This is a genomic window from Sphingomonas sp. 1185, from assembly GCF_040544655.1.
Classification (GTDB): Bacteria; Pseudomonadota; Alphaproteobacteria; order Sphingomonadales; family Sphingomonadaceae; genus Sphingomonas.
Window position 1 is genome coordinate 16,160 of record NZ_JBEPKL010000028.1, and the last position, 26,253, is coordinate 42,412.

Below are 26,253 nucleotides of genomic sequence, written 5' to 3' on the forward strand. Positions count from 1 at the left end.
GGACAGGCTTTCCCTTGGCCTTCGACTACGCTCAGGCTGAACGGGGGGTGGGATGCCTTATCCGCAAAGCCGTTCCCCGGCGAAGGCCGGGGCCCAGGCTCCACCAAGCCGGAGGCGCGCCACGCAACGCGGGGGAGGCAAACCGCCCCGCGCCCTTAGGAATCCACCGCGACTGGGCCCCGGCCTCCGCCGGGGAACGGCCTCAATATGCCCGCGCGACCGCGAACTCGACCGCTTCGATCATCGCCGCCTTGGCGGGGCTATCGGCAAAGCCCTTGATCGCCTCGATCGCCAGCCCGCCATAATGGCGCGCGCGCGCCATCGTGTCGTCGACCGCACGGCTCTTGCGGACCAGCGCGATGGCATGGGCGAAGTCCTCGTCCGAGGTGCGCCGCCCCTCGACCGCGTCCTTCCAGAACTGGCGCTCCTCGTCATTGGCGCGGGCATAGGCCAGGATCACCGGCAGGGTCATCTTGCCCTCGCGGAAATCGTCGCCCGCATCCTTGCCCATGGTTCCGGCGTCGGAGACATAGTCGATCGCATCGTCGATCAGCTGGAACGCGATGCCCAGATTGCGGCCATAGGCCTCCAGCGCCAGCTCCTCCGCCTCGGGCCGCTCGGCGACGACCGCCGCGATGCGGCAGGCGGCGGCGAACAGCGCGGCGGTCTTGGCATCGATGATCGAGAGGTAACGCTCTTCGGGCAGGCCCACCTGCCGCACCGCGGTCAGCTGGTTCACCTCGCCCTCGGCGATCACCGCGGAGGCGCCCGACAGGATGTTCAGCACCTTCAGGCTGCCCGCATCGACCATCAGCTGGAAGGAGCGGCTGAACAGGAAGTCGCCGACCAGCACGCTCGCCGGATTGCCCCAGATGATGTTGGCCGTCCGCCGCCCGCGCCGCAGGTCGGAGCCGTCGACCACGTCGTCGTGCAGCAGCGTCGCGGTGTGGATGAACTCCACCGCCGCGGCCAGCACATGGTGGCTGGTCCCCTGATAGCCGAGCAGCTGCGCGCTCGCGAGCGTCAGCATCGGGCGCATCCGCTTGCCCCCGCCCGCGATCAGATGACCGGCCAGTTGCGGGATCAGCGGAATCTCCGACCGCATCCGGTCGATGATCACCTGATTGACCTGATTCATGTCGTCGGCCACCAGCCGGATCATCGTGTCCAGCGAGGGCGCGGGCTTGGCGAGGCGGGTGGCGGTTACGGTCATGGGCAGGTAAGAGCCTCTGGCGACAACGCTTGCCGAACGCAAGCCTAAGCGCGAAAGGACGCGCGCGAAATTGCGCGAGCCCACGCGCCAGAGGGAGACACGTCCACCATGTCCGACACCGTGCTGACCGGCTATCGCCAGTCGATCGACAATATCGATGCCGCGCTCGTCTTCATGCTGGCCGAACGGTTCAAGGTGACTCAGGCGGTCGGCGAATATAAGGCGAAGAACGGCCTGCCCCCCGCCGATCCCGGTCGCGAGGAAGCGCAGATCGCCCGGCTTCGGCAACTGGCGATCGATGCGCAGCTGGACCCTGAATTTTCCGAGAAATTCCTGCGCTTCATCATCGACGAGGTGATCCGCCACCACGAACGCCTGCGCGGCTGACATGGCCTTTCTCCTGGCGATCGAAGGGGCCGATGGCGCCGGCAAGGCGACCGCGACGGCGGCCGTCACCGAGCGGCTGAACGCGGCGGGCCTGTCGGCGGCGGCGCTGTCCTTTCCGCGTTACGGCGACACGATCGGCGGCTGGGCGCTGGGCGAATATCTGGCAGGGCGCCTGCCCCATGCCGCCGCCCCCGAGACGGCGGCGACGCTCTATGCGCTCGACCGATTCGAATCGCGCCCGCACCTGATCGCACTGGCCGAGCGCCACGACGTCATCGTCTTCGACCGCTATATCGCGTCCAACATGGCCTATCAGGCGGCGCAGGTGCCCCCCGAACAGGCCGAGGCGCTGTTGCAATGGATCGAACGGCTGGAAACGGTGCAGTTCCGCCTGCCCGCGCCGCATCTGTCGGTCTATCTCGACACGCCGCTGACCGTCGCGCGCGACCTGATCGCCCGCAAGCGCAAGCGCAGCTACACCGACGAGACCTATGATGCCTATGAGGCCGATCTGGGGCTCCAGGCGCGGGTCCGGGCCAACTATGCCGCGATGGCGGACGGCGCGATGCTGGGCGAATGGGCGACGGTGTCGACCGTGGCGCATGGGAATTTGCGCGATCCGGCGGAGATCGCCGACGAGATTACCGCGCTGGTGACGGGACGGCTGGGGTAAGCTCTCATTGCGCGCGAAGGCGCGAGGAGAAAGAGGAGGGTTCGCGCGGAGGCGCAGAGAACGCGGAGATGTCGTACGCTTCGGGTGACGCAGCCCTTCTTCCTCATATGATCGAAAAGAGGATTGCGCGCGGGCGCACGCGATCGATCTATCTCGGCGTCCTCCGCGCCTCCGCGCGAAATCAAAATCTTTGCGGCTTCGCGTGACCAAAATTTGTGTGCGCTAGCGCCCCTCAATTCGACGCGCGAATCGTCCCTGCCAGCGGTGCGAAGCGAGCGACCTGCTGGCCGACCAACCGCAATTGCCCCTCCACCGAGGCATCGTTGATCCGGCCCTCCTCATCGAACCGCGTCTGTTGCGAATTCACCGCCGCCGCAAAGGGCGTCGGCCAGCCGCGCAGCGCATGGACGATCGAGCGCAGCGCCGCGATGGTCGAACCCGTCGCCTGCCAGCCATAGGCGGTCGCGATCAGCCCGACCGGCAGATCGGCCAGATAGGGGCGTTCGTCCTTCGCCGTCTCTTCGAGCAGGTCGAGCGCGTTCTTCACCAGCCCCGAGATGCTGCCATGATAGCCCGGACTGGCGATGATGATCGCCGAGGCCTGGCGCACCGTCTCGACAAACACCTGCTCCGCCTCGGTCCGCTCCGCCGCGCGCGGATTGTAGAGCGGCAGGCGCGCCAGGTCCTCGCCGCCGAAGACATGGGTGCGGAACCCCTCGTCGGCGGCGGCCGTCATCGCGATGCGAAGCGCACGCTCGGTCGAGGAGACGCTGCCGATCGTGCCGCCGATGCCGACGACGAGCGGGGAGGAGGAAGGACTGACCATGTCCGCCTTTCACCCCGGACCGGGCGGCTGGGCAAGGGGTAAGTTTGACCACGCCTTGCCGATCGCGATGGGCGAGGTGTCGCCCTATCCCGAGCGACCGGGGACAGAGCATCGCGATCGGCTCCGTCCCCGGGCTCAACCTCGCCTGGCATAGATCGCACGGGAGGGCACTGTCGCCTTTCCAAAATGCGGGGGAATTACGGCGAAACGCTTTTCGCTTCGATGCGCGAAAGGATCGGGGGAACGCGATTTGCCGCGACGGCTGGCGCGCCGGGCCGCGCATGACCCCATTTACCGGCCTGGGGCGACTGGGCGGATTCGCCCGTGATCTACGAACGGGAACGGTGGACGCGGGCGGCGCTGGACCTGGGTTAGGGCTTCCGCTTTAGGTTCTGAACCGGAACGGCGGGCGGCGAGGCGGTGACGGGGCCGAGCCAGTAGACACCGTCATAGTCCGGGTCCGGCTGCTCCCCCGGCAAAGCGCCCAGCGCAACGAAGGGTTTGCGCTTTAGATCGGCGTCGGCCCCAACAGAATGAGCGGCACATTCGGAGTCCTCGGCATTGTTTCCGTTCGCCCGCAGTTCGCATGTCCAGGTCGTCCCACCGGCCACTTTCATATTCAGCGTGAGGAGGGGAACCGACCTGCCCAGCCGCATTGCCATGGGTTCGTAGGCGGGGGATGAATAGGTGACGGGTTGTTTACGGGCATGGATGTTGCCTGCCAAAACCAAGACATGGTCGTAGGGGTGGCGGGCTGCGGCTTCACGGATATTCTCCGCCTGCGAAGCATCGTGTTGTCCCTGCAGACTGGGCAGATTCGCCAGTTTGCGGGCTTGCGCCTTATCCTTCACACCGCTGAACGCCACGATATCGATCTTGCGGCCCGCCTGAGACAGGCTGTGAAGCTGCACGAGCATGGCCAGCATCGCTTCGCTAGCGACACCGTCCTCCCGCCCGGCCCATCCCGATTTGGTCAGCGCCGGGACAAAGGCCGTATCGGGCAAATCCCAGGCCTTTTGATAGTCGCCATCCACGAGCGAGAAATGCTCGACCGCGACCAGAATCCGTTCACCCTTTGCCGCCAGCGCGCAGGCCAGACTGCCGACGAAGGCAGGCGACTCGCGCGTGCCGTGCACCTCGCCGAACACCACGATCCGTGCGCCCCGCGCCGCCACTTGGTCCCATCCCGGTGGCAATTGGCAAGAAGTGGCGTCGGGGGCGGAACGCGTCTGCCCCGGCGTCCATGCCGCCAGCGCGACTCCCAGCCCCAGCATCATGACCGCCTTGCGCATCATCCCTCCCCCGGTCGGTGCATGGCGAATGTGGCACGATGCAGCACAAGCCACAATCAGCCTTGGCCGCGAACTTTTTCAGGGGTGGCGCCCCCATGCCAGCCGGTTAGAAGGGAATTAAAATCATAAAGAGGATCGGACAGGGCATGACGAAACACCTCCCCTGGATCGCGCTGGCGATCGTCGGAGCGGGCGCGCTGGGCGTGGTGGCGACGGTGCGCGGCGAGCCGATCAACGCGCTGTGGATCGTCGCGGCGGCGGTGTCGGTCTATCTGATCGCCTATCGTTATTATGCGCTGTTCATCGCGCGGGTGATCGGCATCGACCCCAGCCGCCCCACCCCCGCCATTCGCCGCGCCGACGGGCTGGACTATGTCGCGACCGACCGGACGGTGCTGTTCGGCCACCACTTCGCCGCGATCGCGGGCGCGGGACCACTGGTGGGGCCGGTGCTGGCGGCGCAGATGGGCTATCTGCCGGGCACGCTGTGGATTCTCGCGGGCGTCGTGCTGGCCGGGGCGGTGCAGGATTTCCTCGTGCTGTTCCTGTCGATGCGGCGCGACGGGCGCTCGCTGGGCGAGCTGATCCGCATGGAGATGGGGCCGGTCGCGGGCACCATCGCGCTGTTCGGCGCCTTCATGATCATGGTCATCATCCTGGCCGTGCTGGCGCTGATCGTCGTGCGTGCGCTGGCGGAAAGTCCCTGGGGGCTGTTCACCGTGGCGGCGACCGTGCCGCTGGCGATGCTGATGGGCGGCTATACCCGCTGGGTGCGGCCGGGGAAGATCGGCGAGGTGTCGATCATCGGCTTCATCGGCCTGATCCTCGCCATCGTCTATGGCCAGTCGATCGCCGAGTCGGCCGTCCTCGCGCCGCTGTTCACCTTCACGCCGGTCCAGCTCTGCTTCCTGCTGATCGGCTATGGCGCGGTCGCCTCGATCCTGCCGGTGTGGCTGCTGCTGGCGCCGCGCGATTACCTCTCGACCTTCCTCAAGATCGGCGCGATCGTGGCGCTGGCCATCGGCATCGTCATCATGGCGCCGCCGCTGAAGATGCCTGCCCTCACCAAGTTCATCGACGGCAGCGGGCCGGTCTGGGCGGGGCCGCTCTTCCCCTTCCTGTTCATCACCATCGCGTGCGGCGCGGTGTCGGGCTTCCACGCGCTGATCGCCAGCGGCACCACCCCCAAGCTGATCGCCAGCGAGAAGGACGCGCCGTTCATCGGCTATGGCGCGATGCTGATGGAGAGCGCGGTGGCGATCATGGCCTTGGTCGCCGCCTCGATCCTCGATCCGGGCGTCTATTTCGCGATGAACGCGCCTGCCGCCGTGCTGGGCACCGACCCGGCCAGCGCCGCCGCCGCCGTGACCGCGATGGGCTTCCCAATCTCGGCCGATACGCTGGCGCAGGTCGCGCGTGACGTGGGCGAGCATACGATCATTTCCCGCGCAGGGGGAGCACCGACCCTGGCCGTGGCGATGGCGGAAATCTTCAGCCACCTGTTCGGCGGACAGGCGATGAAGGCCTTCTGGTATCACTTCGCCATTTTGTTCGAGGCGCTGTTCATCCTGACCGCCGTCGACGCAGGGACCCGCGCCGGGCGGTTCATGCTCCAGGACCTGATCGGGCTGGCCGTCCCCAGCTTCCGGGGATCGAGCAAGGTCGCGCCGGGCCTGATCGCGACGGCCCTGTGCGTCGCGGCCTGGGGCTTCTTCCTCTATCAGGGCGTCACCGATCCGCTGGGCGGGGTGAACACGCTGTGGCCGCTGTTCGGCATCTCCAACCAGATGCTCGCCGCCGTGGCGCTGATGCTGGCGACGGTCGTGCTGTTCCGCATGAAGAAGGACCGTTACGCCTGGATCACGGTGGTGCCGACCGTCTGGCTGCTCGCCTGCACGTTGACCGCCGGGTGGCTGAAGATCTTCTCCGCCGACCCGCGCGTCGGCTTCCTGGCGCATGCCGACAAGTTCGCGAGTGCGGCAGCGGAGGGCAAGGTCCTGCCCCCCGCCAAGACCATGGCGGAGATGGGGCGGATCGTCTTCAACGACCGGATCGACGCGGGGCTGTGCGCGATCTTTCTGGGCGTGGTGCTGGCGATCCTGGTCTATGCGATCCGCACCTGCCTGATCGCGCGGCGGATCGACCGGCCGAGCATCAGCGAAATCCCGCCCGAAATGGCGGCGGCCGAATGAGCTGGCTCGCCCGCCTGCGCGAGATCGGCAATGCCATGGTCGGGATGCCTAGCTATGAGGCCTATCGGGCGCATATGGCGGCCAGGCATCCCGACCGCGAGCCGATGGACGAGGTGACGTTCTTCCGCGAGCGGCAACAGGCGCGCTACGGCGGCAAGAATGGTGGGCGGTGTTGCTGATTCACGCGAAGGCGCGACGGCGCGAAGAGGAAAGAAGGTTGGTTCGCGCGGAGGCGCGGAGACGCGGAGAGAAAGAGTGGGGCATTCCCCCCCTCCGTTCAGCCTGAGCGTAGTCGAAGGCCATGGGATGATGCCCGTCACGCGGGCGGAACGCGCCAGCGTTCGTTGAGCCTGCGGCTCGAAGTCCTTAGGCGTATCCTTCCCTTGGCCTTCGACTACGCTCAGGCCGAACGGAGGTTCGAGAGAGAGGTAACAAGAGCCTGCCGCTGCCCCCTCTGCACCTCCACGCCTCTGCGCGAACCACAAAAATCTCCGCGTCTCCGCGTCTCCGCGCGAACAAGAAACCCTCGCGCCATCGCGGCTTCGCGTGAACCCGAAAGCCCCGATCCGCCGCTACCCTTGCCTTTTGACCAAGCCACGGCTACATCGCGTTCCCATCCGAACAGCGCGGACGGACCTTTCGTCGCAGGCCCCTTGGGTCAGCGACGGCGGCCCCATGCCTCGCTGACAGTATTTCAACGCAGGTGCGGGAACGGCACGAGTGGCGAAGACGACCCCCATCGAATTCTTCAACCAGGTCAAGACCGAGACCAAGAAGGTCGTCTGGCCGACGCGGCGCGAGACGGTGATGACCGGCGTGATGGTGGTCGTGATGACCACGATCCTGGCCATCTTCTTCCTGGCGGTCGACTCGTTCTTCGAGACGCTGGTCCGCACCCTGCTGTCGCTCGCGAAGTAAAAGGGTTCCCATGGCGCGCTGGTACATCATCCACGCTTATTCCGGTTTCGAGGGCAAGGTCCGCGATTCGATCATGGCCGAGGCGACCCGTCTGGGCCTCGACCATCTCGTCGCGCAGATCGAGGTGCCGACCGAGACCGTGACCGAGGCCCGTCGCGGCAAGAAGATCGCGGTCGAGCGCAAGTTCATGCCTGGTTACGTGCTGGCCAAGCTCGACATGAACGACCAGGTCTATCACTTGGTCAAGAACACGCCGAAGGTGACCGGCTTCCTGGGCGCGATGGGCAAGCCGCAGGCGATCAGCGAAAGCGAAGCCACGCGGATGCTGAACTCCAAGGAAGAAGCCGCCGCCGCCCCGAAGCACAAGGTCAAGGTCGATTACGAGATCGGCGACGCGGTCAAGGTGCTGGAAGGCCCCTTCGCCAGCTTCAACGGCGTGGTCGAGGAACTGGATTTCGACAAGTCCAAGGTCAAGGTGTCGGTGTCGATCTTCGGTCGCGCGACCCCGGTGGAACTGGATTTCGAGCAGGTCGAACGCTCGAAGTAAGTTCGGACCATCCGACGAAAACGGGGCCGGGGCGGCGACGCCACCGGCCCTTTTCGTATCCGGGCCCCCATTCCCCGCCCCTCCCAAACCGCCGTTCAGGCTGAGCGAAGTCGAAGCCCACGCACAGCCCTTTCGGCAGGCGGAGTCCCGTGCACTTCGACTTCGCTCAGTGCGAACGGAGGGTGGGACAGAGTCGCCTTGCCTTTTCTACCACTTTTCCCTATGAACCCGCGCTTCCCTAGCATCATGCGACGGAACCCTTGCGGGAGGGTGCGCTGGCGTACGCCACGTGCCCGTCACGACCGCTAGACTCGAAAAGAGAGTGACATGGCAAAGAAGATTACCGGCTATATCAAGCTGCAGGTCCCTGCAGGCGCCGCCAACCCCTCGCCGCCGATCGGCCCGGCGCTGGGTCAGCGCGGTGTGAACATCATGGAATTCTGCAAGGCGTTCAACGCGCAGACCGGCGAAGTCGAGAAGGGCACCCCGCTGCCCACCGTCATCACCGTCTATGCCGACCGTTCGTTCTCGTTCGAGACGAAGACCGCGCCTGCGACCTACCTCATCAAGAAGGCGGCCAACCTGAAGTCGGGCTCGAAGGAGCCGGGCAAGGTGTCGGCGGGCAAGATCGCGCGCTCGAAGCTCGCAGAAATCGCCCAGGTCAAGATGAAGGACCTGAACGCCAACGATATCGAGGCTGCGACCAAGATCATCGAAGGCTCCGCCCGCGCGATGGGCCTCGAAGTGGTGGAGGGCTAAGATCATGGCGAAGCTGACCAAGAAGCAGAAGGCCGTCCAGATCGACTCCGAGAAGCTGCACGGCATCGACGAAGCGATCACGCTGGCTCGTACCAACGCGACCTCGAAGTTCGACGAGACGATCGAAGTCGCCGTCAACCTGGGCGTTGACCCGCGTCACGCCGACCAGATGGTGCGCGGCGTCGTCACCCTGCCCAAGGGCACCGGCAAGACCGTTCGCGTCGGCGTGTTCGCCAAGGGCGCGAAGGCCGACGAAGCGCGCGCCGCTGGCGCCGACGTCGTGGGCGCCGAGGACCTGATGGAAACCATCCAGGGCGGCACCATCGACTTCGACCGCTGCATCGCGACCCCGGACATGATGGGCGTCGTCGGCCGCCTCGGTAAGGTGCTGGGCCCCAAGGGCCTGATGCCGAACCCGAAGCTGGGCACCGTGACCATGAACGTCGCCGAAGCCGTCAAGGCGGCCAAGGGCGGCCAGGTCGAGTACCGCGTCGAAAAGGCCGGCATCATCCACTCGGGTATCGGCAAGGCGTCGTTCCCGGCGGAGGACCTGCGCGCCAACTTCGACGCGCTGGTCGACGCTCTCATCAAGGCCAAGCCGTCGGGCGCGAAGGGCAAGTATGTCCGCAAGATCGCCGTCTCGTCGACGATGGGCCGCGGCATCAAGGTGAACGTCTCGGAAGTTCCGGGCGCGTAATCCTCGCCGCAGCCGTCAGGCTGACGGATCAGGGGGTCGGGACTTCGGTTCCGGCCCCTTTTCGTTGGATCGGCAACCACTTGTGCGGAACCCACACCGCCGGCTTGCAGCGGGCGGTCAGGCCGCATAGGCTTGGCCATGGCAAAAAAGCCCGACAATGGCCGCTTGTACGAGCGGATCGCGCGCGAGATCGGCGCGCAAATCACGGCCGGCGACTATGCGGTGGGCCAGCGCCTGCCGTCCGAGCGCGACCTGGCGCAGGCGCATGCGGTGTCCCGCCCGACGGTGCGGGAGGCGATCATCGCGCTCGAACTCGACGGGCTGGTCGAGGTGCGGATGGGATCGGGCGTCTATGTGACCGCCGCCACCCCGCATGGCGGCGAACCGGGCCAGACCGATATCGGCCCCTTCGAGCTGCTGGAGGCGCGCCGCACGATCGAGAGCGAGGTCTGCGCGCTGGCGGCCACCCGCATCGACGATGCGACGCTGGCCGAATTGCGCACGCTGACCGACGCGCTGCACGATCCCGATCTGGAGCGCGCCGAGCTGGCCGACCGGCGGTTCCACGAAACGATCGCCCGCGCGACGCAGAACAGCGCGATGGTGGCGATGGTCGAGCTGCTGTGGAACGCCCGCGAACGCTCGCCGCAATATCGGCTGCTCAGCGACAAGGCGCATGGTGCGGGCGTCGTCCCCCGGCTGGAGGACCATGTCGCGATCCTCGATGCGCTGATCGCGCGCGATCCGGACGCCGCGCGGGCGGCGATGCGCCAGCATCTGACCAATGTGCTCGACGCGATCCTGGCTGCGACCGAAGTGCACGAGATGGAACAGGCCCGCGCCCGCATCGCCGCGCACCGGGAACGCTACGCAGTCTGATTCCTGATCGCCGCCCCAGCGCAGGCTGGGGCCTTTGGCGCGGGAAGGGAATGCGCCGCCAGAGATCCCAGCCTGCGCTGGGATGACGGAGGGATGGCCGCTATTTGGCACGCGCCACCCCCGACCAGGGCCGACCAGCCCGAAGGCGTCAGCCCGGCATGTCGGCATCGCGCGGCGGGATCGCGCCGGGGCGCATCACCGTCCATCCCGCCAGCCGGTGCCCGCGCAGCGCCGCCTCGGCCGGGTCCAGCCCGTCGAGCCGCGCCGCCAGATACCCGGCATTGAACGCATCGCCCGCGCCGCTGGTATCGCGCGGCGACAGCCGTTCGGGCGGCGGCACCAGTCCGCTCGCCAGCAGGCACCCCTCGGCCCCCAGCTTGACCACGACCTCGCGCGCGCCCAGCCCCTGCCAGCGCGCCTGCACCGCCTCGGCCGAGGTCGTGCCCTCCAGCATCGTCTCGTCCTCCAGCGTCGGCAGGCCGATGTCGCACACCGCGACCGCGCGGCGGCACGCGGCTTGCGCAGTCGGCTGGTCGGGGAACAGCCGGGGGCGGTAATTGCCGTCGAAGGCCACCCGGCCACCCCGCGCGCGCACCCGCTCGGCCAGCGCGATCAGCCGGTCCTGCCCCTCGGGCTCCAGGATCGCCATGGTGATGAGCGAAAAGAGCAGCAGGTCCGCTCCTTCCGCCTCGGCCAGCACCTGGTCGCTGCCGGGCAGCGACAAGGTACGCCGCGCCGCGCTCTGCCCGCGCCAATAGGCGAAGCTCCGCTCGCCCGCCGCGTCGGTGGTGATCGCATACAGGCCCGGCATCCGCGTCGGATCGCTCTGGATCAGCGAAGTGTCGATCCCCTCGCCCGCCCAGTCGTGGCGCAGCGTCGCGCTGAACGGATCGTCGCCCAGCGCGGTGACGTACCGCACGTCGCGCCCCATGCGCGCCAGATGGATCGCGGTGTTCAGCGTGTCGCCGCCATGGCCCAGCCGCCAGTCCTGCGCACCGGCCCGCGACAGCTCGATCATTCCTTCCCCGACCACGACGATCCGCATGAAGCTTCCTCTCCTCTTTTATGCCCTACCGGTCTTGAAAGACTGGCAAGGCCAATTCTACAAAACTGGTCTATCAGAATCATTGCTGCTACCGCATCACCCAAAGCAGCTTGATGTCCGCTGGAGAGGATGGCGACATGTTCATGACCCAGACAATGCGGTGGTTCGGCCCGGCCGACCCCGTACCCTTGTCCCATATCCGCCAGGCGGGCGCCACCGAAGTGGTAACCGCGCTGCACGAAATCCCCAATGGAGAGGTCTGGCCGCGCGCCGCCATCGCTGAGCGGCGGCACATGATCGAGGCCGCCGGACTGGGCTGGACCGTGGTCGAGAGCCTGCCGGTCCACGACGCGATCAAGCGCGGCGAGATGACCGATGCGCTGATCCAGGCTTATGGCGACAGCCTGCGCCATCTGGCGGCGGAGGGGGTGCGTACCGTCACCTATAATTTCATGCCGCTGCTCGACTGGACCCGGACCGATCTCGACTGGCGGTTGCCCGATGGCGCGACTGCCTTGCGCTTCGAATGGGCGGCGGTGGCGGCCTATGACATCCATATGCTGCGCCGACCGGGGGCAGAGGCCGATTACGCGCCCCAGGTCCGCGCCGCCGCCGCCGCGCGGTTCGAGGGCATGAGCGCGGAGGAGCGCCACCGGCTCGAGCGCACGATCATCGCCGGATTGCCGGGCAGCGAGGAAAGCTTCGACTCGCCTGCCTTCCTGCGCGCGATCGACAGCTATGCCGGGATCGACGCCGAACAGCTGCGTGCCAATCATGTCGCCTTTCTGCGCGCGGTCTGCCCGATCGCCGAGGAGGTCGGCATCACCCTGGTCGTCCATCCCGACGATCCCCCCTTCCCCATTTTCGGCCTGCCGCGCGTGGTCAGCACCGCGGACGACCTCGCCCGGCTGTTCGCCGCCGTTCCCTCGCCCGCCAACGGCCTGTGCTTCTGTACGGGGTCGTTCGGCGCGCGGCCCGACAACGACCTGCCCGCCATGGTCCGCCGCTTCGGCGAGCGGATCGACTTCCTCCATCTGCGCGCGGTCGCCTGGGAAGAGGGCGAGCGCAATTTCCACGAGGCCGAGCATCTGGGCGGCGATGCGCGCATGATCGAAGTCGTGCGCGCAGTGGTCGAGCTGTCGCACGACCAGGGCCGCGCCATCGCGATGCGCCCCGATCACGGCCACCGGATGATGGATGACCTTCATCGCCAGGCCAATCCGGGCTATTCGTTGCTGGGCCGGATGCGCGGACTGGCGGAGCTGCGCGGGGCGGAGAGAGGAATTGCCGCGATGCTGGGCCTGACCCGAGACTCCGTGCAGGAGATGGCGGCATGACCCGCCCGCTGCATCTTCATCCCGACCGGCTGTTCCCCGCCGACCCGACCATTCGCGGCATCGCGCGCACCCTGTACGCCGAGGTCGCCGACCTGCCGATCGTCAGCCCGCATGGTCATACCGATCCGCGCTGGTTCGCGACCGATGCACCCTGGCGCGATGCGACCGAGCTGTTGCTGGCGCCCGATCACTATATCTTCCGGATGCTCTACAGCCAGGGGATCGCGCTCGACGATCTGGCCATCCCCAGCAAGGCGGGCCGCCCCGCCACCGATCCGCGCGCGGCCTGGGCGCTGTTCGCCAGCCATTACCATCTGTTCCGCGGCACGCCGTCGCGCATGTGGCTCGACCATGTCTTTGCCGAGGTGTTCGGCATGCCGGTCGCGCTGGAGGCGGCGACGGCCGACCTGTATTTCGACGCGATCGGAGAGACGCTGGCGACCGATGCCTTCCGCCCGCGCGCGCTGTTCGAGCGGTTCCGGATCGACTGCCTCGCCACCACCGAAGGGGCTGACGATGCGCTGCCGCACCACCGCGCGATCCGCGAATCGGGATGGCAGGGGCGGGTCATCACCACCTATCGCCCCGACAGCGTGATCGATGTCGAACATGAGCAGTTCGCGGGCGCGATGCAACGTTTCGCCGAGCTGACCGGCGAGGACGTGCATAGCTGGTCGGGCTATCTGGCCGCCCATGCCAAGCGCCGCGCGGCGTTCCGCGACATGGGCGCAACCGCGACCGATCATGGCCATCCGACCGCCGCGACCGCCAATCTCTCGAGGGCGGCGTGCGAGGCGCTGTTCGCACGGATCGTCGGCGGCACCTGGACCCCGGCCGATGCCGAGCTGTTCCGCGCGCAGATGCTGACCGAGATGGCGAAGATGAGCGTCGCCGACGGCATGGTGATGCAGATCCATCCCGGCTCGTTCCGCAACCACAATGCCGCGCTGTTCGCCAGCCATGGTCGCGACAAGGGCGCCGACCTGCCGATGCGCACCGATTATGTCCATGCGCTCAAGCCCATGCTCGACGTGGTCGGCAACGAACGCGACCTGACCATCATCCTCTTCACGCTGGACGAAAGTGTCTATGCGCGCGAGCTGGCGCCGCTGGCGGGCCATTATCCCTGCCTGAAGCTGGGCCCCGCCTGGTGGTTCCACGACAGCCCCGAGGGGATGCGCCGCTTCCGCGAGATGACGACCGAGACGGCGGGTTTCTACAACACGGTCGGGTTCAACGACGACACCCGTGCCTTCCTGTCGATCCCGGCGCGGCACGACGTCGCGCGGCGCGTCGATTGCGGCTTCCTGGCGCGGCTGGTCGCCGAACACCGGCTGGAAGAGGATGAAGCGGTGGAACTGGCCCATGCGCTGACCAGCGGTCTCGTGCGATCGGCGTACCGGCTGTGAGCGCGCCCCGGTTGAATGCCGCGCAGGTCGCGGCCTTGCCCCAGGCGGTCGCCCGCCCCCACTATGACCGCGATACGCAGCGGATCGGCATCGTCCATCTGGGGCTGGGCGCGTTCCACCGCGCGCATCAGGCGGTCTATACCGACGATGCCATGGCGGCGGGGGATCGCGACTGGGCGATCGCCAGCGCCTCGCTGCGCTCCTCGGGGGTATGCGATGCGCTCGCCCCGCAGGACGGGCTCTATACCGTCACCGATCGCTCGGCGGAGGGCGAGGCCGTCCGCCTGATCGGGGCGGTGCGGGAGGTCAGCGCGGTCGCGAAGGCGCCCACCCGGCTGGCCGCGCTGCTAGCCGCCGCCGATACGCGGGTGGTGACGCTGACCGTGACCGAAAAGGGCTATTGGCGGCGGCCCGGCGGCGGCACCGACCTGTCGGGCATCGCGGCCGACGGCAACAGCATCTACAACCATCTGGCCCGCGCGGTGACGGCGCGGCGCGCGGGCGGACTGGGCCCGCTGACGCTGGTCAGTTGCGACAATCTGCCCGACAATGGCCGGGTGCTGCATGGCGGCGTGGCGGCCTTTCTCGATCATCAGGGACTGGCGGCCGAGCGCGACTGGTTCGAGCGCGAATGGCGCGCGCCCAACACCATGGTCGACCGCATCGTCCCCGCCGTGACCGACGGCGATCTCGACCGGGTCGAGGCGATGCTGGGCCTGCGCGACGCGGCGGCCGTTGTCACCGAACCCTATCGCCAATGGGTGATCGAGGATGATTTCGCCACCGACCGGCCGCGCTGGGACGCGGGCGGTGCGACCTTCGTCGCGGATGTCGCGCCCTATGAGACCGCCAAGCTGCGGATGCTCAACGGCGCGCATTCGGCGCTGGCCTATCTCGGGCTGGAGCGGGGGCATGACTATGTCCATCAGGCGATCGCCGATCCCGTCATCCGCCCGCTGGTCGAGACGCTGATGCGGGCCGAGGCGGCGACCGGCTTCACCCCGGCCCGGGGGCAGGATCTGGATGCCTATGCCGATGCGCTGCTGGCGCGCTTCGCCAATCCGTCGCTGGCGCATCGCCTGTCGCAGATCGCGAGCGACGGGTCGCAAAAGGTCGGGCCGCGCTGGCTCGGCTCGCTGGCGGATCATGCGCGGCGCGGCACCGACATGCCCGCGACGCTCGCCGCGCTGGGGGCGTGGCTGCGCTTCATCCGGCGCGAGCATCCCGCCTCCCCCGATCCGCGCTCGGGTGAACTGGCCGCACTGTGGCAGCGCGCGGGCGAGGCGGGGCTGATCGACGCGCTGTTCGGCGAGCGCGGCCTGCTGGCGAGCGACTGGCATCCGTCCGCGTCGCAGCGGGCGGTGCTGGCGCGTCACATCGGCGCGACCGCGCTGAGCGGCGAGACGCCATTCTCGTTGAACGCCTCGACCGCGACATAATAAGGCTGGCCGCCGGTCAGCGCACGCAAGGGGAGCGTGGCGGCCTTGCCGCCCGCGACCCGGTCCGCGAACAGCTGATAGCTCAGATACAGCCGGTCGGGCCGGATGCCCCAGCGGACATTATAGCCGACCGCACCCGGCACCCGCCGCCAGCGGATCGTCGCATTGCGGCTGTCCGCCTCGCGCCTGGCCTCGACCAGCATGGGCGCGGCGGGGGCCGGACCGTCGGCGTGGCCGAATACCCGCAGGTCGCTGATCGCCAGATGCGCGCCGCCGATATGGCCGTGGACATAGCGGACATAGCGGGTGCGCACGGCCGCAGGGAGCGCGAAATAGGCGTTCGGCCGGTCGCGGCGCGGCGCCTCGGTCCGGGCGAGCGGGTGCCAATGGCGGCCCTCGCGCGAATGCTCCAGCCGGAATTCGGTATAGATGTCGGGCGCATCGCCGAAGCGCCCCGCCTGGTAATCGGCGAAATTGACCTGCACCGCGCGCACCGTCTTCACCGCGCCCAGATCGACGGTCAGCGTCGCGCCCGCCGCCTTGCTGGGTGACAGCCAGAAGCTGCGGGGATTCTCGTCGGTCGCGTCCCCGGCGGGATGGCCCGCCACAGTCCCGCTCGCCACCACGGGCTTGCGATAGGACAGCAGCATCCAGCCGGTGAACAGCGCCTCGGGATCGGTAACGCGGCCGCGCGGCACATAATGCGGGAAGTCGCCGAAGCGGGTCGAGACATGCATCTGGCCATCGGCCTCGAACGCGGCGGGCCATAGCCCGATGCGCCGCTCGAACGTCCAGTTATAGCCGAGCCACGGCGTGCCGGTGTTCCACCAATTGCCATGCGCGTCCTGGAAGCTGTTGCCATGCCCCGCCCCCTGGACGAAGCCGCCGGGCTTGTACCCGACCGGGTTGTAGGGCGCATAGGTGAACGGCCCCATCGGCGACGTCCCGACATAGGTGCCGGTGGCATAGCTGTTATACTCCGTCCCCGGCGCGCCATATTGCAGATAATATCGCCCGCCCGTCCGGGTCATCCACGCGCCTTCCATATAGGGGGTGATCGGCGTGCCGTCGGGCAGCGTCCCGCTATGGTCCTGGCCGAACCGCTCCCAGCCATGATGCGCGGGGTCGAGCCGGATGAAGGCACGACGCGGCGTGCCATAGACCATCTTCCCATCGGCGAAGCGCACCGGCGCGCCATAGATCGGAAAGACGTTGGAGGAGTTCCAATAGAGATACCAACGCCTGTCCTCGTCCTGGAACAGGTCGGGGTCCCAGGGGCCGGGGGGCACCTGCCCCGGCTTGATGCCATCCTCGAACCCCGATCGCACTGCGCCGGGCAGCGGCGGCATGCGACGGACGAAATAGTCGAGCCTGCCGCTCGCCGGATCGCTGGTCGCATAGATCGCGCCCTGGCCGGTCATCGAGGGCATGATGAGCAACCGCTCCCCGTCCGACCGCACGGCGGGCGCGACGATCCCCTCGGCGGGCCAGCGGCTGGGGGTGACGAAGCGCCAATGGATCAGGTCGGTCGACCGCCAATAGCCATCGGCCAACGTCAGGAAGAGATAATAGGCCCCCTTGAACCGCACGATCACCGGATCGGCCCCGGTACGGTAGGAGACGCCCTCGTTCACCTGCTCGAAATTATACCGGTAATCGATGTCGACCGGGTTGGCATATGTCTGGCCGGGGGACTGGATCGCGGCGGCGAGCGCGAGCGACAGGATCATGGTCGCGCCTGCACGAACATATTGGCGGTCAGGCGGCCGATACGCGGATCGGCGCTGAGCGGCATGTCGGGCGGGATAATCCCCGAATGCAGCAGGCTGCCCTGATAGATGACGACGCGGTCGACCCTGGCCTCGACCATGCCGATCCGCTCATAGGCGGTATCGCTGCCTGCGATATAGCCGGTCCGTGCTGCCCCGGCACGACGCGCGGTGGTCAGGAAATCGTCGCGATTGGCCGCGTCCACCCGCTCGATATTCGTCGCGCGCTGGCGGTAGAAGGCGGTGCCGCTGCCCGCCGTGTCGGACAGATAATGGAGCACCGCCAGATAGCCCGGATCGGTCGAATCGAAATGCGGCATACGCTGCGCCGGAGACAGGGCATGGGGCGCAGCGGTGACCATCGAGAAACTGGCCTCGATCCAGTCGAACCGGTCCACCGCGAACGCGCCGCCGATAAAGGGCGCCACCGCTTCGAGCAGCGCGGTGGCATAGCCATGGCCTGCGCCATCGGCCGGTGTCAGGACGCGCCGGACACCGGGATAACCATTGCCCGATGCTGGCGGAAACGGTGCCAGCGCCGCCGCCATGGCGACGATTGCCGGGACATCACCCATCACGTCGTCGACCACCACGACCGGGCTTTGCGACGCGCCGATGCGGAGGAGGCGGGGCGTCATGACGATACCGCCTCCCTGTGCGTCGGTCAGAACTTGTACCGCGCGCCGACCTGGAAGGAGCGCGGCACGCCGATCGTGTCGTTCTCCCGCTTGGTCGGGTTCACGCCCGATCCGGCACCCCAGGCGGTGTAGGTCCGGTTGACCGAGTCGAACAGGTTGAACGCCGCGAAGTTGACTTCCAGGTCATGCCCCCAGGGCATGTGGAAATTCTTCGAGATGCGCGCATCGACCGAGGCATAGCCGACGATCTGGTCGGGCCAGAACACGCCGCCGAAATTGCCATAGGCGTTCGCATTTTCCGGCGGATTGGCCGGGAAGATCACCTGGCCGAAGGACGGGCCCGAGCTGAAGGTGCCGGTCAGCGAGATCTTGGTGTCCCACGGCCCCTTGGCGATGCCGGTGCCGACGAAGCGCCACTTCTCGACGCCCGCGACATAGTTCCAGCCATAGGCATCGACGCGCGGGCCGTTGTAGAATTCGTCGCCCTGCAATTCCTGCGCGACGTTGCTCTTGGCCTGCTGCACCGTCAGTGTCGCGGTGAAGCCCCATTTGGAGCCCGTCACGAACGGCTTTTCGGCGGTGAAGTAGATGGCGTTATATTCCGCCTTGCCCGCATTCGACCCGATGTTCAGCTTGCCGCTATAGCCGGGCAGGATGCCCGAGGCGGGGAAGAGATCCTCGATCCACTGATCGCCCTGGCTGGTATATTGGCCGCTGGGCAGGCGGTTGCCGCGCACATATTTGAAGATGTTGTGGCTGCGGATGTGGCTGAACGTGACCGAGGTCTGGACGACGCCCAGCCGCTTGCGGAAGCCGAAGTTGAACTGGTCCGAATAGGGCAGCCGGGTGTTGTTGTTGAGCAGCCAGACATCGCCCCCCACCCCGGTCGCGGTCGCCGCCGCGCGCAGCGTATCGACATTCTTGTAGCCGCTGTTCCAGGCCAGCGTCGCGGGCGGCAGCGCGCCGCCATTGCCCGCGCGGATGCTGGCGCAGGTCGGCTGGCCGGGACCGTCGCAGAAGCTGAGCGTGACCGTCTGCTGATAGAGCGCCTTCACCGTCTCGATGCCCGAGGCGATGAACAGCGGCCGGTCGTAATAGCGCCCCGCGCCCGCGAAGAAGATGGTGTCGCGGTCGCCGTTCACGTCATAGGAAATGCCCAGGCGCGGCTGGAACGCCTTCCAATAGGGTTTCCGGTTGCTGCCCGTGGAGATGTAATCCTCCGGGTTGATCCCCGCCGCCTGCCAGGGCTGGTAATTGCGCAGCGCATTGGCGATTTCGGCGGGGGTGACGAACTTGTCGTTCTTGGCGTTGGTCTCATAGTCCCAGCGCAGGCCCGCATTGATGGTGATATGGTCGTTGACCGTCCAGTCGTCCTGGATGAACAGGCCGATCTGCGTGTCCTTGGCGGTGGCGGGACGCACCGGCACGACCGAGATGGCCGCCTGTTGCGGGGTCGAATTCTCGAACGAGGTGAAGGTCGACGGCGTGAAATAATAGGCGCCGTTGCCCAGATTGTCCTCGGAGCGCGACAGGTCGTTCAGCGACACCTTGACGCCCGCCTTCACGACATGGCGATCGCCGAAGAAGGTCACATTGTCCTTGAACGTCCAGGTCTTCTGGTTGTCGATCTGCTCGAACCCGTTGGTGCCGAGCTGCGCCACGGCGGCGCCGGGCTTGCCCAGCACGATCTCGGGGCCGGTGCCGGTGCGCGGCGTGCCGTTGAAGACGCTGTTATAGGCGATCGTCGCCTCGTTCAGCCAATGGTCGCCGCGATGATTCCATTCGAGCTGGTAGAGATCGATCTTCGACTCGAGCAGATGGCCATGCGAAGGCACCGCGATGCCGCCAAAGTCCGCCAGATTGCTCTCGCGGCGGAAGAAGCCGCTGAAATTGACGGTGTCGGCATTGGACAGGAACGCGGTCAGCTTGCCGAAATAGAGGCGCTGGCTGAAGTCCTGCGGATAGCTGCCATTATACTGGCTGGCGATCGCCTGCGGCACATTCTGGGTCGGGTCGGAGGAATTGGTCTGGCCGAGCAGCACCGCCGCCGACGGCGATTTCTGGTCGGTCGCCTCGAACGCGCCATAGATGTGCAGCACGTCCTTGATGATCGGGCCGCCCAGATCGGCGCCATATTGCTTGCGGTCGTAATTGCCCTGCTGAAGCTGGCCGTCGATATTGTTGGCATGGCCCGGCCGGTCGAAATATTTGGTGCCATAGAAGGATTTGGGCTGCCACTCGCCGAACAGCGTACCATGGTAGGAGGTGCCGCCGGTCTTGGTCACGGCGGTGATGACCGCCGATCCCGCCTGATCATACTCCGCCTTGAAATTCTGGGTGTCGACCTTGAACTCCTGCACCGCCAGCTGCGGGAAGGGGTTGCCCTGGCTGAAATTCTGGCCCGCGACGCCGCCGTGATTGACCTGGTTCTTCAGCGACAGGCCGTCGATGAAGACGTTGATGTTGTCGGCGCTGATGCCGCCCGCCTGGACCTGGCGATTGCCGCGTCCCGGCGTCACCGCGACGCCCGGTGCGAGCGCCGCGAAGTTCAGGAAGTTGCGGTCGCTCTGCGGCAGGCTTTCGATCTGCTGCTGCGAGACGTTGGTGGAGACCTCGGCGGTGCGCACCTCCTGGGTGCGGCGGCCGGTGACGACGACATCGCCGCTGGCGACGGCCGCGTCGGCCGATCCGGTGGTGGCGGTGGCGGCAGGCTCGCCGATATCGGCGGTGATGATCTGGCCGACCGGCACCACGACCTCTTCGGGCGGCTGGCCCTGGACCGCGACGCGGTAGGTGCTGGGGCGGATGCCGGGGATGGTATAGTCGCCCGCCGCATTGGTGCGGCCGTTGATGACCTGGCCCGTCGTCAGGTCGGTGATGGTGACCGTCGTCCCGGCCGCCGCGCCCTCGACATGGCCGCGCAGGGTGGAGGTCGCCTGGGCCAGGGCCGGCGCGCTCACGACCAGGGTCGCGGCCATCGCCATCGCCGAAATCCCGCGGACCAGACGCACACGATCGATTCTGGATGCCATTTCAATCCCCTCCATGATCATCCCTTGTGCCCCGCTATGTTCCCCGACAGCCGATGACGCGCATCGACCGCCTGAGCCTTTCAGGACTTGTGTAACCGGTTACTTGGCTGCGTAACCGGTTACAACCACCGTGATCGGGTTCCACCCGATATCGATTTCCCTGTTACGGAAATGTCACAGTCCGGCGGGAAGCGCGGGCGCCCGGCAATGGCGGGCGATAAACGCCTCATGGGTGGGCATGGCCGCCGCGACCTCGGCGATAACCTCTTCGACATCCTTTAGAAAGTCGCTCGCCTGGGCATCGGGGATCATGTCGACCATCGGGTCATGCCGCGCGACCAGCCCCTGCCCCAGCAGCACCTGCACCCAGCTTTCCTCGCGGAACAACTCGGCCTTGCCATGCATGAAGAAGCGCGCCGACGAGCGGAACAGCGCGATCCGTTCGGCCAGGCTGTCGGGCACGTCCATATGCTTGAGATACTGCCAGAAGGGCGTGTCCTGGCGATTCGTCACCTTGTAATGCGCGATGATGAAGTCGCGCACGTCGCGATACTCGAAATCGGTCTGGCGGTTATATTCCTCCCGATCGACCGCATGGAAACCGCGCCCCGGAAACAGCGCGATCAACCGCAGCAGCCCCGTCTGGATCAGATGGATGCTGGTCGACTCCAGTGGCTCGAGAAATCCGCCCGCCAGCCCCAGCGCGACGACATTCTTCTCCCAGGCGCGGATACGTTTGCCGGGGCGGAAGCGGACCGCGCGCGGATCACCCAGCGCGGGCGTGTCGAGATGCGCGAGCAGCGTCGTCGCCGCCTCGTCATCCGACGTGAAGCCGCTGGCATAGACATGGCCGTTGCCGGTGCGGTGCTGGAGCGGGATGCGCCATTGCCACCCGGCGCCATGCGCGGTCGAGCGGGTATAGGGGGTCAGCAGCCCGCCACCCCGGACGCTCGGCACCGCCAGCGCACGGTCGCAGAGCAGCCATTGGCTCCAATCCTCATAGCCGACGCCCATCGCCTCCCCGATCAGCAGGGCGCGCATCCCCGAGCAGTCGATGAACAGGTCGCCGTCCACCGTCCGCCCATCGGCCAGCACGACATGGTCGAGAAAGCCGTCGCTGGCGCGCGCCTTGGCCGCGACGATCCGCCCCTCGATCCGCTCCACGCCCGCCGCCTCGGCACGCCCGCGCAGGTAGCGCGCATAGAGCGAGGCATCGAAATGATAGGCATAGTCCAGGTCCGCCATCGGCGAATAGGGATTGGACGGATCGGGCATGGCGAACCGGTTCATCCGCGCCGCCAGCGTGTTCAGCGCATAATGGTCGAGATGCTTCGCCCGCCCGCGCGCGGCTTCCTTCAGCCAGAATTGGTGACAGTGCAGCCAGTAGAGATCCTGCCCGATCTTGCCGAAGCCATGGATATAGCTGTGCCCCGGTTCGCGCCAGTTGCGGAACTCGATGCCCAGTTTGAAGGTCGCCTGGGTCGCGCGGACCATCTCATATTCGTCGATCCCGGCCAAGCCGTTGAAGGTGCGGATCGCGGGGATCGTCGCCTCGCCGACGCCGATCGTGCCGATCTCCTCGGACTCGATCAGGCGGATCGTATAGGCCCCCAGGAACAGCCGCGACAGCAGCGCCGCCGTCATCCACCCGGCGGTGCCGCCGCCAACGATGGTGATGGTCCTGATCGGCGCATTGGGATTGGGATCGGGATCGGTCATGCCGCCCCCGCCGGGGTGGTCGCGCGGATCACCAGTTCGGTCGCCATGACCTGCGTGTCCGGGGTCAGTCCGCCCCCCTCCAGCGCATCGATCAGCCGCGCCACCGCGCGCTCGCCCATCCCGGCCAGCGGCGCCCGGACGGTGGTCAGCCCCATATAGCGCGCCAGCGGTACGTCGTCGAAGCCGGTGATAGCGACCGTTCCCGGAACATCGATCCCCCCCTCCCGCAACGCGCCGAGCACGCCCAGCGCCATCATGTCGTTCGCCGCAACGATGCCGTCGCACGGCATGTCCCGCGCCAGCAGCGTCACCGCCGCCGCCGTGCCCGAGGATTCATGGAAATCCCCCTCGATCACCACAGCTTCGACATCCGGGGCCAGGCGCGCCATGGCGGCCAGGAACCCGTCCCGCCGCTCGCTCGCATCGACATTGCCCGCCGGGCCCGAGACATGGACCAGCCTGCGCCGCCCCAACCCGATAAGATGCGCGACGCTCGCCGCGATCCCGGCGGCATTGTCGACCCGCAGGGCGGCACGGCCCAGGCCGCGATGGGCGTTGACCAGCACCGCGGGCACTTCGGGGGGCAGCGCCTCCGCCAGCGCCTGTGCGTCGAGCTGCGGGGCCATGACGATCAGCCCGTCGACCCGCCCGCGCATCGCCCGCACCGCCAGCGCCGCGCGCTCCGCATCGGCGTGCATGTTGGACAGGAGCAGATGATAGCCGCGCGCCGTCACCTCGCGGTCCATGCCGCGCACGATCTCGGAAAAGAATTCGCCGTGGAGGTCGGGCAGGACGACGCCGATCGCATGGCTGCGCGACAGCGACAGGCTGCGCGCGCCCGCATGGGGGACATAGCCCAGTGCCTTGGCGGCGGCGAGGACGCGCTCGCGGGTGTCCGGATGGACGCTGCTATGCCCGTTCATCGCCCGCGATACCGAGGCGACCGAGACCGAAGCCTCGCGCGCGACATCGCGGATCGTGGCCGATGACTGCCTCACATCCCTCCCCCAATTCCCGGCGCAGGTCCGGCTCGCTCCATCCCTCACATCGTATCTTGTGCGACGTGTCCAGCCTGTGTAACCGGTTACAAAAGAGCGTCAATGCGAAAGTCGACAGGCGCATGCCGAAGCCCGAAAGGCCACGAGCATCCGCCATATCCTAGGGGAGAATCGCCAATGTCCGACACCAGAATCTCGCGGCGTGCAGCGCTGCTCGGCGCAGGCGCGGTGGCGGCCTGGGCGGCCAGCCCGGCGCGCGCGCTGCTCGCGCAAGGCGACGGCGTCGCGCTGCCCGCCTCGGTCGAGGCGATCCTGGCACGCATGACGCTGGAGGAAAAGGCGGGGCAGCTCCAGCTGAATGCCGCGGCCTGGGGCGGCGGCGTCGCCACCGCGCTGAACCCGCCGTCGAACGGCCCCAGCTTCGAGGGGCAGCTGGCCGATGCGGTCGCGGGCAAGCTGACCGGCGTGTTCAACGGCAATGGCGCGGAAATGGCGCGGCGGATGCAGGGCGCGGTGATGCGCAATTCGCGCCTGAAGATTCCGCTGATCTTCGCCGCCGACGTGATCCATGGCCATCGCACCATCTTCCCGGTGCCCGTCGCCGAGGCGGCCAGCTTCGAGCCCGACCTGGCCATGCGGACCGCGCGGATGGCCGCGTTCGAGGCGGCGGCGGCGGGCATCGACTGGACCTTCTTCCCGATGGTCGACATCGCCCGCGACCAGCGCTGGGGCCGCACCATGGAGGGCGCGGGCGAGGATGTGCTGCTCGGCAACCTGTTCGCCGCCGCGCGCGTGAAGGGCTTCCAGAGCAAGAGCCTGTCCGCCGACGATGCGGTCATGGCCTGCATCAAGCATTTCGCGGCCTACGGCGCGGGCGAGAGCGGGCTCGACTATAATATCGTCGACCTGTCCGAACGCACGCTGCGCGAAGTCTATCTGCCGCCCTACAAGGCCGGGTTCGACGCGGGCGCGATGAGCGGCATGGCCTCGTTCAACGAGATCGACGGCATCCCCTCGACCGGCAATCCCTGGCTGATGAAGCAGGTGCTGCGCGACGAGTGGAAATTCCCCGGTATCATCGTGTCCGACTATACCGGCGACGAGGAGATGATCGCGGCGGGCTTTGCGAAGGACGGCAAGGATGCCGCGCGCCTCGCCTTCCTGGCGGGGGTCGACATGAGCATGCAGTCCAACCTCTATGCGCTGTACCTGCCCGAGCTGGTGCGCGAGGGCGCGGTGCCGCAGGAGGTGCTCGACCGCTCGGTCCGCCGCGTGCTGGCGGTCAAGCAGATGCTGGGGCTGTTCGACGATCCCTTCCGCCGGATCGACCGCAAGCGCGAAACCGCGCGGTCGCGCACCAAGGCGGCGCTCGCCCTGTCGCGCGAGGCGGCGCAGAAGGCGATGGTGCTGCTGAAGAACGATGGCGACCTGCTGCCGCTCGACCCCAACCGCCGGATCGCGCTGATCGGTCCCTTTGCCAGCGGGCAGCACGACCTGAACGGGCCATGGGTCGTTTACGGCGACAACAACCAGGCGATCGACCTGGTGACCGGCCTGCGCGATGCGGGCGCCAAGAACGTGACGGTGACGCCGGGCTCGGGCGTCGAGCAGGCGCTGCCCGGCGGGATCGAGGCGGCGGTCGCGGCGGCGCAAGCGGCGGACGTGGTCGTGCTGGCGATCGGCGAGAGCGAGGTCATGTCGGGCGAGGCGCAGTCGCGCACCTCGATCACCGTGCCCGCGCCGCAGATGGCACTGGCCGAAGCCGTCGCCCAGGCGGTGAAACCGTCCGGCAAGCCCATCGTCGTCCTGCTCAAGAACGGGCGCGGCCTTGCGCTGGAGGGCGCGGTGAAGGACGCGCCCGCGATCCTCGTCACCTGGTTCCTCGGCTCCGAGACCGGCCATGCCATTGCCGACATCCTGTTCGGCAAGGTCGGGCCGTCGGGCCGCCTGCCGCTCAGCTTTCCGCACGAAAGCGGGCAGGAACCCTATTATTACGCGCACAAGGCCACCGGCCGCCCTGCGCCGGAGGGGCCGCGCGTCCCCTACAAGACCCAGTGGCGCACCGCGCCCAACGCGGCGCTCTATCCGTTCGGCCATGGCCTGACCTATGGCAAGGTTTCCTACGGCGCGGCGCAGGTGCCCGCCAGCCTGCCCTGGGACGGGCGGATCACGGTGTCCGCCACCGTCACCAATGGTGGCACCCGCCCCTGCGAGGAGGTGGTCCAGCTCTATATCCGCGACCGCGTGGCCAGCATCACCCGGCCGGTGCGCGAGATGAAGGCGTTCCGCAAGGTCGCGCTCGCCCCCGGCCAGAGCGAGGTCGTGAGCTTCACGCTGACCCGTCCCCAGCTGGAGTTTCTGGGCCGGGACCTGCGCCCCACGGTCGAGCCCGGCACCTTCGACGTGTGGATCGCCCCCTCCGCGCAGGACGAGGGCGCGCATGGGACCTTCGACCTGATCCGCTGACCGGCGCGGCGGGGTATG

General features: G+C 67.5%; 22 protein-coding genes. 13 read left to right on the forward strand and 9 right to left on the reverse strand.

Annotated features, from left to right (window positions below; genetic code table 11):
- Positions 1–202: 202 nt before the first annotated feature.
- On the reverse strand, positions 203–1,213 hold the full coding sequence (locus tag ABIC44_RS15845) for a polyprenyl synthetase family protein (RefSeq protein WP_309700871.1): 1,011 nt from the start codon (positions 1,211–1,213) through the stop codon (positions 203–205).
- 108 nt (positions 1,214–1,321) lie between these two features.
- Between ABIC44_RS15845 and ABIC44_RS15850 the strand changes: the two genes are divergently transcribed.
- Complete coding sequence (locus ABIC44_RS15850; protein WP_307100847.1) at positions 1,322–1,600, forward strand: chorismate mutase; 279 nt, start codon at positions 1,322–1,324, stop codon at positions 1,598–1,600.
- A 1-nt stretch (position 1,601) separates the two neighbouring features.
- Positions 1,602–2,273, forward strand: coding sequence for a nucleoside/nucleotide kinase family protein (locus tag ABIC44_RS15855; RefSeq protein WP_354296502.1), 672 nt, complete (start codon positions 1,602–1,604; stop codon positions 2,271–2,273).
- Between the two features lie 232 nt (positions 2,274–2,505).
- Here ABIC44_RS15855 and ABIC44_RS15860 read toward each other — a convergent pair whose 3' ends face one another.
- Both ABIC44_RS15860 and ABIC44_RS15865 read right to left on the reverse strand, forming a co-directional pair.
- The gene (locus tag ABIC44_RS15860; protein WP_354296503.1) at positions 2,506–3,099 is read right to left on the reverse strand and encodes an NADPH-dependent FMN reductase; all 594 of its coding nucleotides are present in this window, start codon (positions 3,097–3,099) and stop codon (positions 2,506–2,508) included.
- A gap of 371 nt (positions 3,100–3,470) precedes the next feature.
- Positions 3,471–4,394 carry a hypothetical protein gene (locus ABIC44_RS15865; protein WP_354296504.1) on the reverse strand — a complete coding sequence of 308 codons (924 nt, stop codon included), beginning with the start codon at positions 4,392–4,394 and terminating at the stop codon, positions 3,471–3,473.
- A gap of 143 nt (positions 4,395–4,537) precedes the next feature.
- Here ABIC44_RS15865 and ABIC44_RS15870 point away from each other — a divergent pair, with 143 nt between their 5' ends.
- From ABIC44_RS15870 to ABIC44_RS15900, 7 genes are all read left to right on the forward strand, one after another.
- Positions 4,538–6,583 (forward strand): carbon starvation CstA family protein, encoded by a 2,046-nt coding sequence (locus ABIC44_RS15870; RefSeq protein WP_354296505.1) that lies wholly within the window; start codon positions 4,538–4,540, stop codon positions 6,581–6,583.
- Positions 6,580–6,762 (forward strand): YbdD/YjiX family protein, encoded by a 183-nt coding sequence (locus ABIC44_RS15875; RefSeq protein WP_354296506.1) that lies wholly within the window; start codon positions 6,580–6,582, stop codon positions 6,760–6,762. Before ABIC44_RS15870 ends, ABIC44_RS15875 begins: the two co-directional genes overlap by 4 nt.
- Positions 6,763–7,303: 541 nt before the next feature.
- Entirely contained in the window at positions 7,304–7,501 is a 198-nt protein-coding gene (gene secE / locus ABIC44_RS15880) for a preprotein translocase subunit SecE (RefSeq protein ID WP_007407051.1), read from the forward strand.
- Between the two features lie 10 nt (positions 7,502–7,511).
- Positions 7,512–8,048, forward strand: coding sequence for a transcription termination/antitermination protein NusG (nusG, locus tag ABIC44_RS15885; protein ID WP_007407052.1), 537 nt, complete (start codon positions 7,512–7,514; stop codon positions 8,046–8,048).
- A 327-nt stretch (positions 8,049–8,375) separates the two neighbouring features.
- Complete coding sequence (gene rplK, locus ABIC44_RS15890; protein ID WP_007407063.1) at positions 8,376–8,807, forward strand: 50S ribosomal protein L11; 432 nt, start codon at positions 8,376–8,378, stop codon at positions 8,805–8,807.
- A gap of 4 nt (positions 8,808–8,811) precedes the next feature.
- Positions 8,812–9,504 carry a 50S ribosomal protein L1 gene (rplA, locus tag ABIC44_RS15895; protein WP_261268994.1) on the forward strand — a complete coding sequence of 231 codons (693 nt, stop codon included), beginning with the start codon at positions 8,812–8,814 and terminating at the stop codon, positions 9,502–9,504.
- 138 nt (positions 9,505–9,642) lie between these two features.
- Positions 9,643–10,383: a FadR/GntR family transcriptional regulator gene (locus tag ABIC44_RS15900; RefSeq protein WP_354296507.1), complete on the forward strand. Its 741-nt coding sequence runs from the start codon at positions 9,643–9,645 to the stop codon at positions 10,381–10,383.
- A gap of 148 nt (positions 10,384–10,531) precedes the next feature.
- Here the strand turns inward: ABIC44_RS15900 and ABIC44_RS15905 are convergent, their stop codons facing one another.
- A complete protein-coding gene (locus ABIC44_RS15905; RefSeq protein WP_354296508.1) occupies positions 10,532–11,428 on the reverse strand; it encodes a sugar kinase in 897 nt (298 codons plus the stop codon).
- Positions 11,429–11,571: 143 nt separating this feature from the next.
- Between ABIC44_RS15905 and uxuA the strand changes: the two genes are divergently transcribed.
- From uxuA to ABIC44_RS15920, 3 genes are read left to right on the forward strand one after another with little or no spacing between them, the layout of a single operon-like run.
- Entirely contained in the window at positions 11,572–12,765 is a 1,194-nt protein-coding gene (gene uxuA / locus ABIC44_RS15910) for a mannonate dehydratase (RefSeq protein ID WP_354296509.1), read from the forward strand.
- Positions 12,762–14,174: a glucuronate isomerase gene (uxaC, locus tag ABIC44_RS15915; RefSeq protein ID WP_354296510.1), complete on the forward strand. Its 1,413-nt coding sequence runs from the start codon at positions 12,762–12,764 to the stop codon at positions 14,172–14,174. Before uxuA ends, uxaC begins: the two co-directional genes overlap by 4 nt.
- Positions 14,171–15,613, forward strand: coding sequence for a mannitol dehydrogenase family protein (locus tag ABIC44_RS15920; RefSeq protein WP_354296511.1), 1,443 nt, complete (start codon positions 14,171–14,173; stop codon positions 15,611–15,613). Before uxaC ends, ABIC44_RS15920 begins: the two co-directional genes overlap by 4 nt.
- On the opposite strand, the gene ABIC44_RS15925 is transcribed toward ABIC44_RS15920, so the two are convergent.
- From ABIC44_RS15925 to ABIC44_RS15945, 5 genes are all read right to left on the reverse strand, one after another.
- On the reverse strand, positions 15,547–17,343 hold the full coding sequence (locus ABIC44_RS15925; RefSeq protein ID WP_354296512.1) for a family 43 glycosylhydrolase: 1,797 nt from the start codon (positions 17,341–17,343) through the stop codon (positions 15,547–15,549). The two genes, ABIC44_RS15920 and ABIC44_RS15925, sit on opposite strands and share 67 nt — an antisense overlap.
- Complete coding sequence (locus ABIC44_RS15930; protein ID WP_354296513.1) at positions 17,340–18,020, reverse strand: DUF6445 family protein; 681 nt, start codon at positions 18,018–18,020, stop codon at positions 17,340–17,342. Before ABIC44_RS15930 ends, ABIC44_RS15925 begins: the two co-directional genes overlap by 4 nt.
- A gap of 26 nt (positions 18,021–18,046) precedes the next feature.
- Positions 18,047–21,052: a TonB-dependent receptor domain-containing protein gene (locus tag ABIC44_RS15935; RefSeq protein ID WP_354296514.1), complete on the reverse strand. Its 3,006-nt coding sequence runs from the start codon at positions 21,050–21,052 to the stop codon at positions 18,047–18,049.
- Positions 21,053–21,226: 174 nt separating this feature from the next.
- On the reverse strand, positions 21,227–22,771 hold the full coding sequence (locus ABIC44_RS15940) for a tryptophan halogenase family protein (RefSeq protein ID WP_354296515.1): 1,545 nt from the start codon (positions 22,769–22,771) through the stop codon (positions 21,227–21,229).
- Positions 22,768–23,769 carry a LacI family DNA-binding transcriptional regulator gene (locus tag ABIC44_RS15945; protein ID WP_354296516.1) on the reverse strand — a complete coding sequence of 334 codons (1,002 nt, stop codon included), beginning with the start codon at positions 23,767–23,769 and terminating at the stop codon, positions 22,768–22,770. The genes ABIC44_RS15940 and ABIC44_RS15945 overlap by 4 nt, the downstream gene beginning before the upstream one ends.
- A gap of 177 nt (positions 23,770–23,946) precedes the next feature.
- Between ABIC44_RS15945 and ABIC44_RS15950 the strand changes: the two genes are divergently transcribed.
- Positions 23,947–26,235, forward strand: coding sequence for a glycoside hydrolase family 3 N-terminal domain-containing protein (locus ABIC44_RS15950; protein ID WP_354296517.1), 2,289 nt, complete (start codon positions 23,947–23,949; stop codon positions 26,233–26,235).
- Positions 26,236–26,253 lie beyond the last annotated feature (18 nt).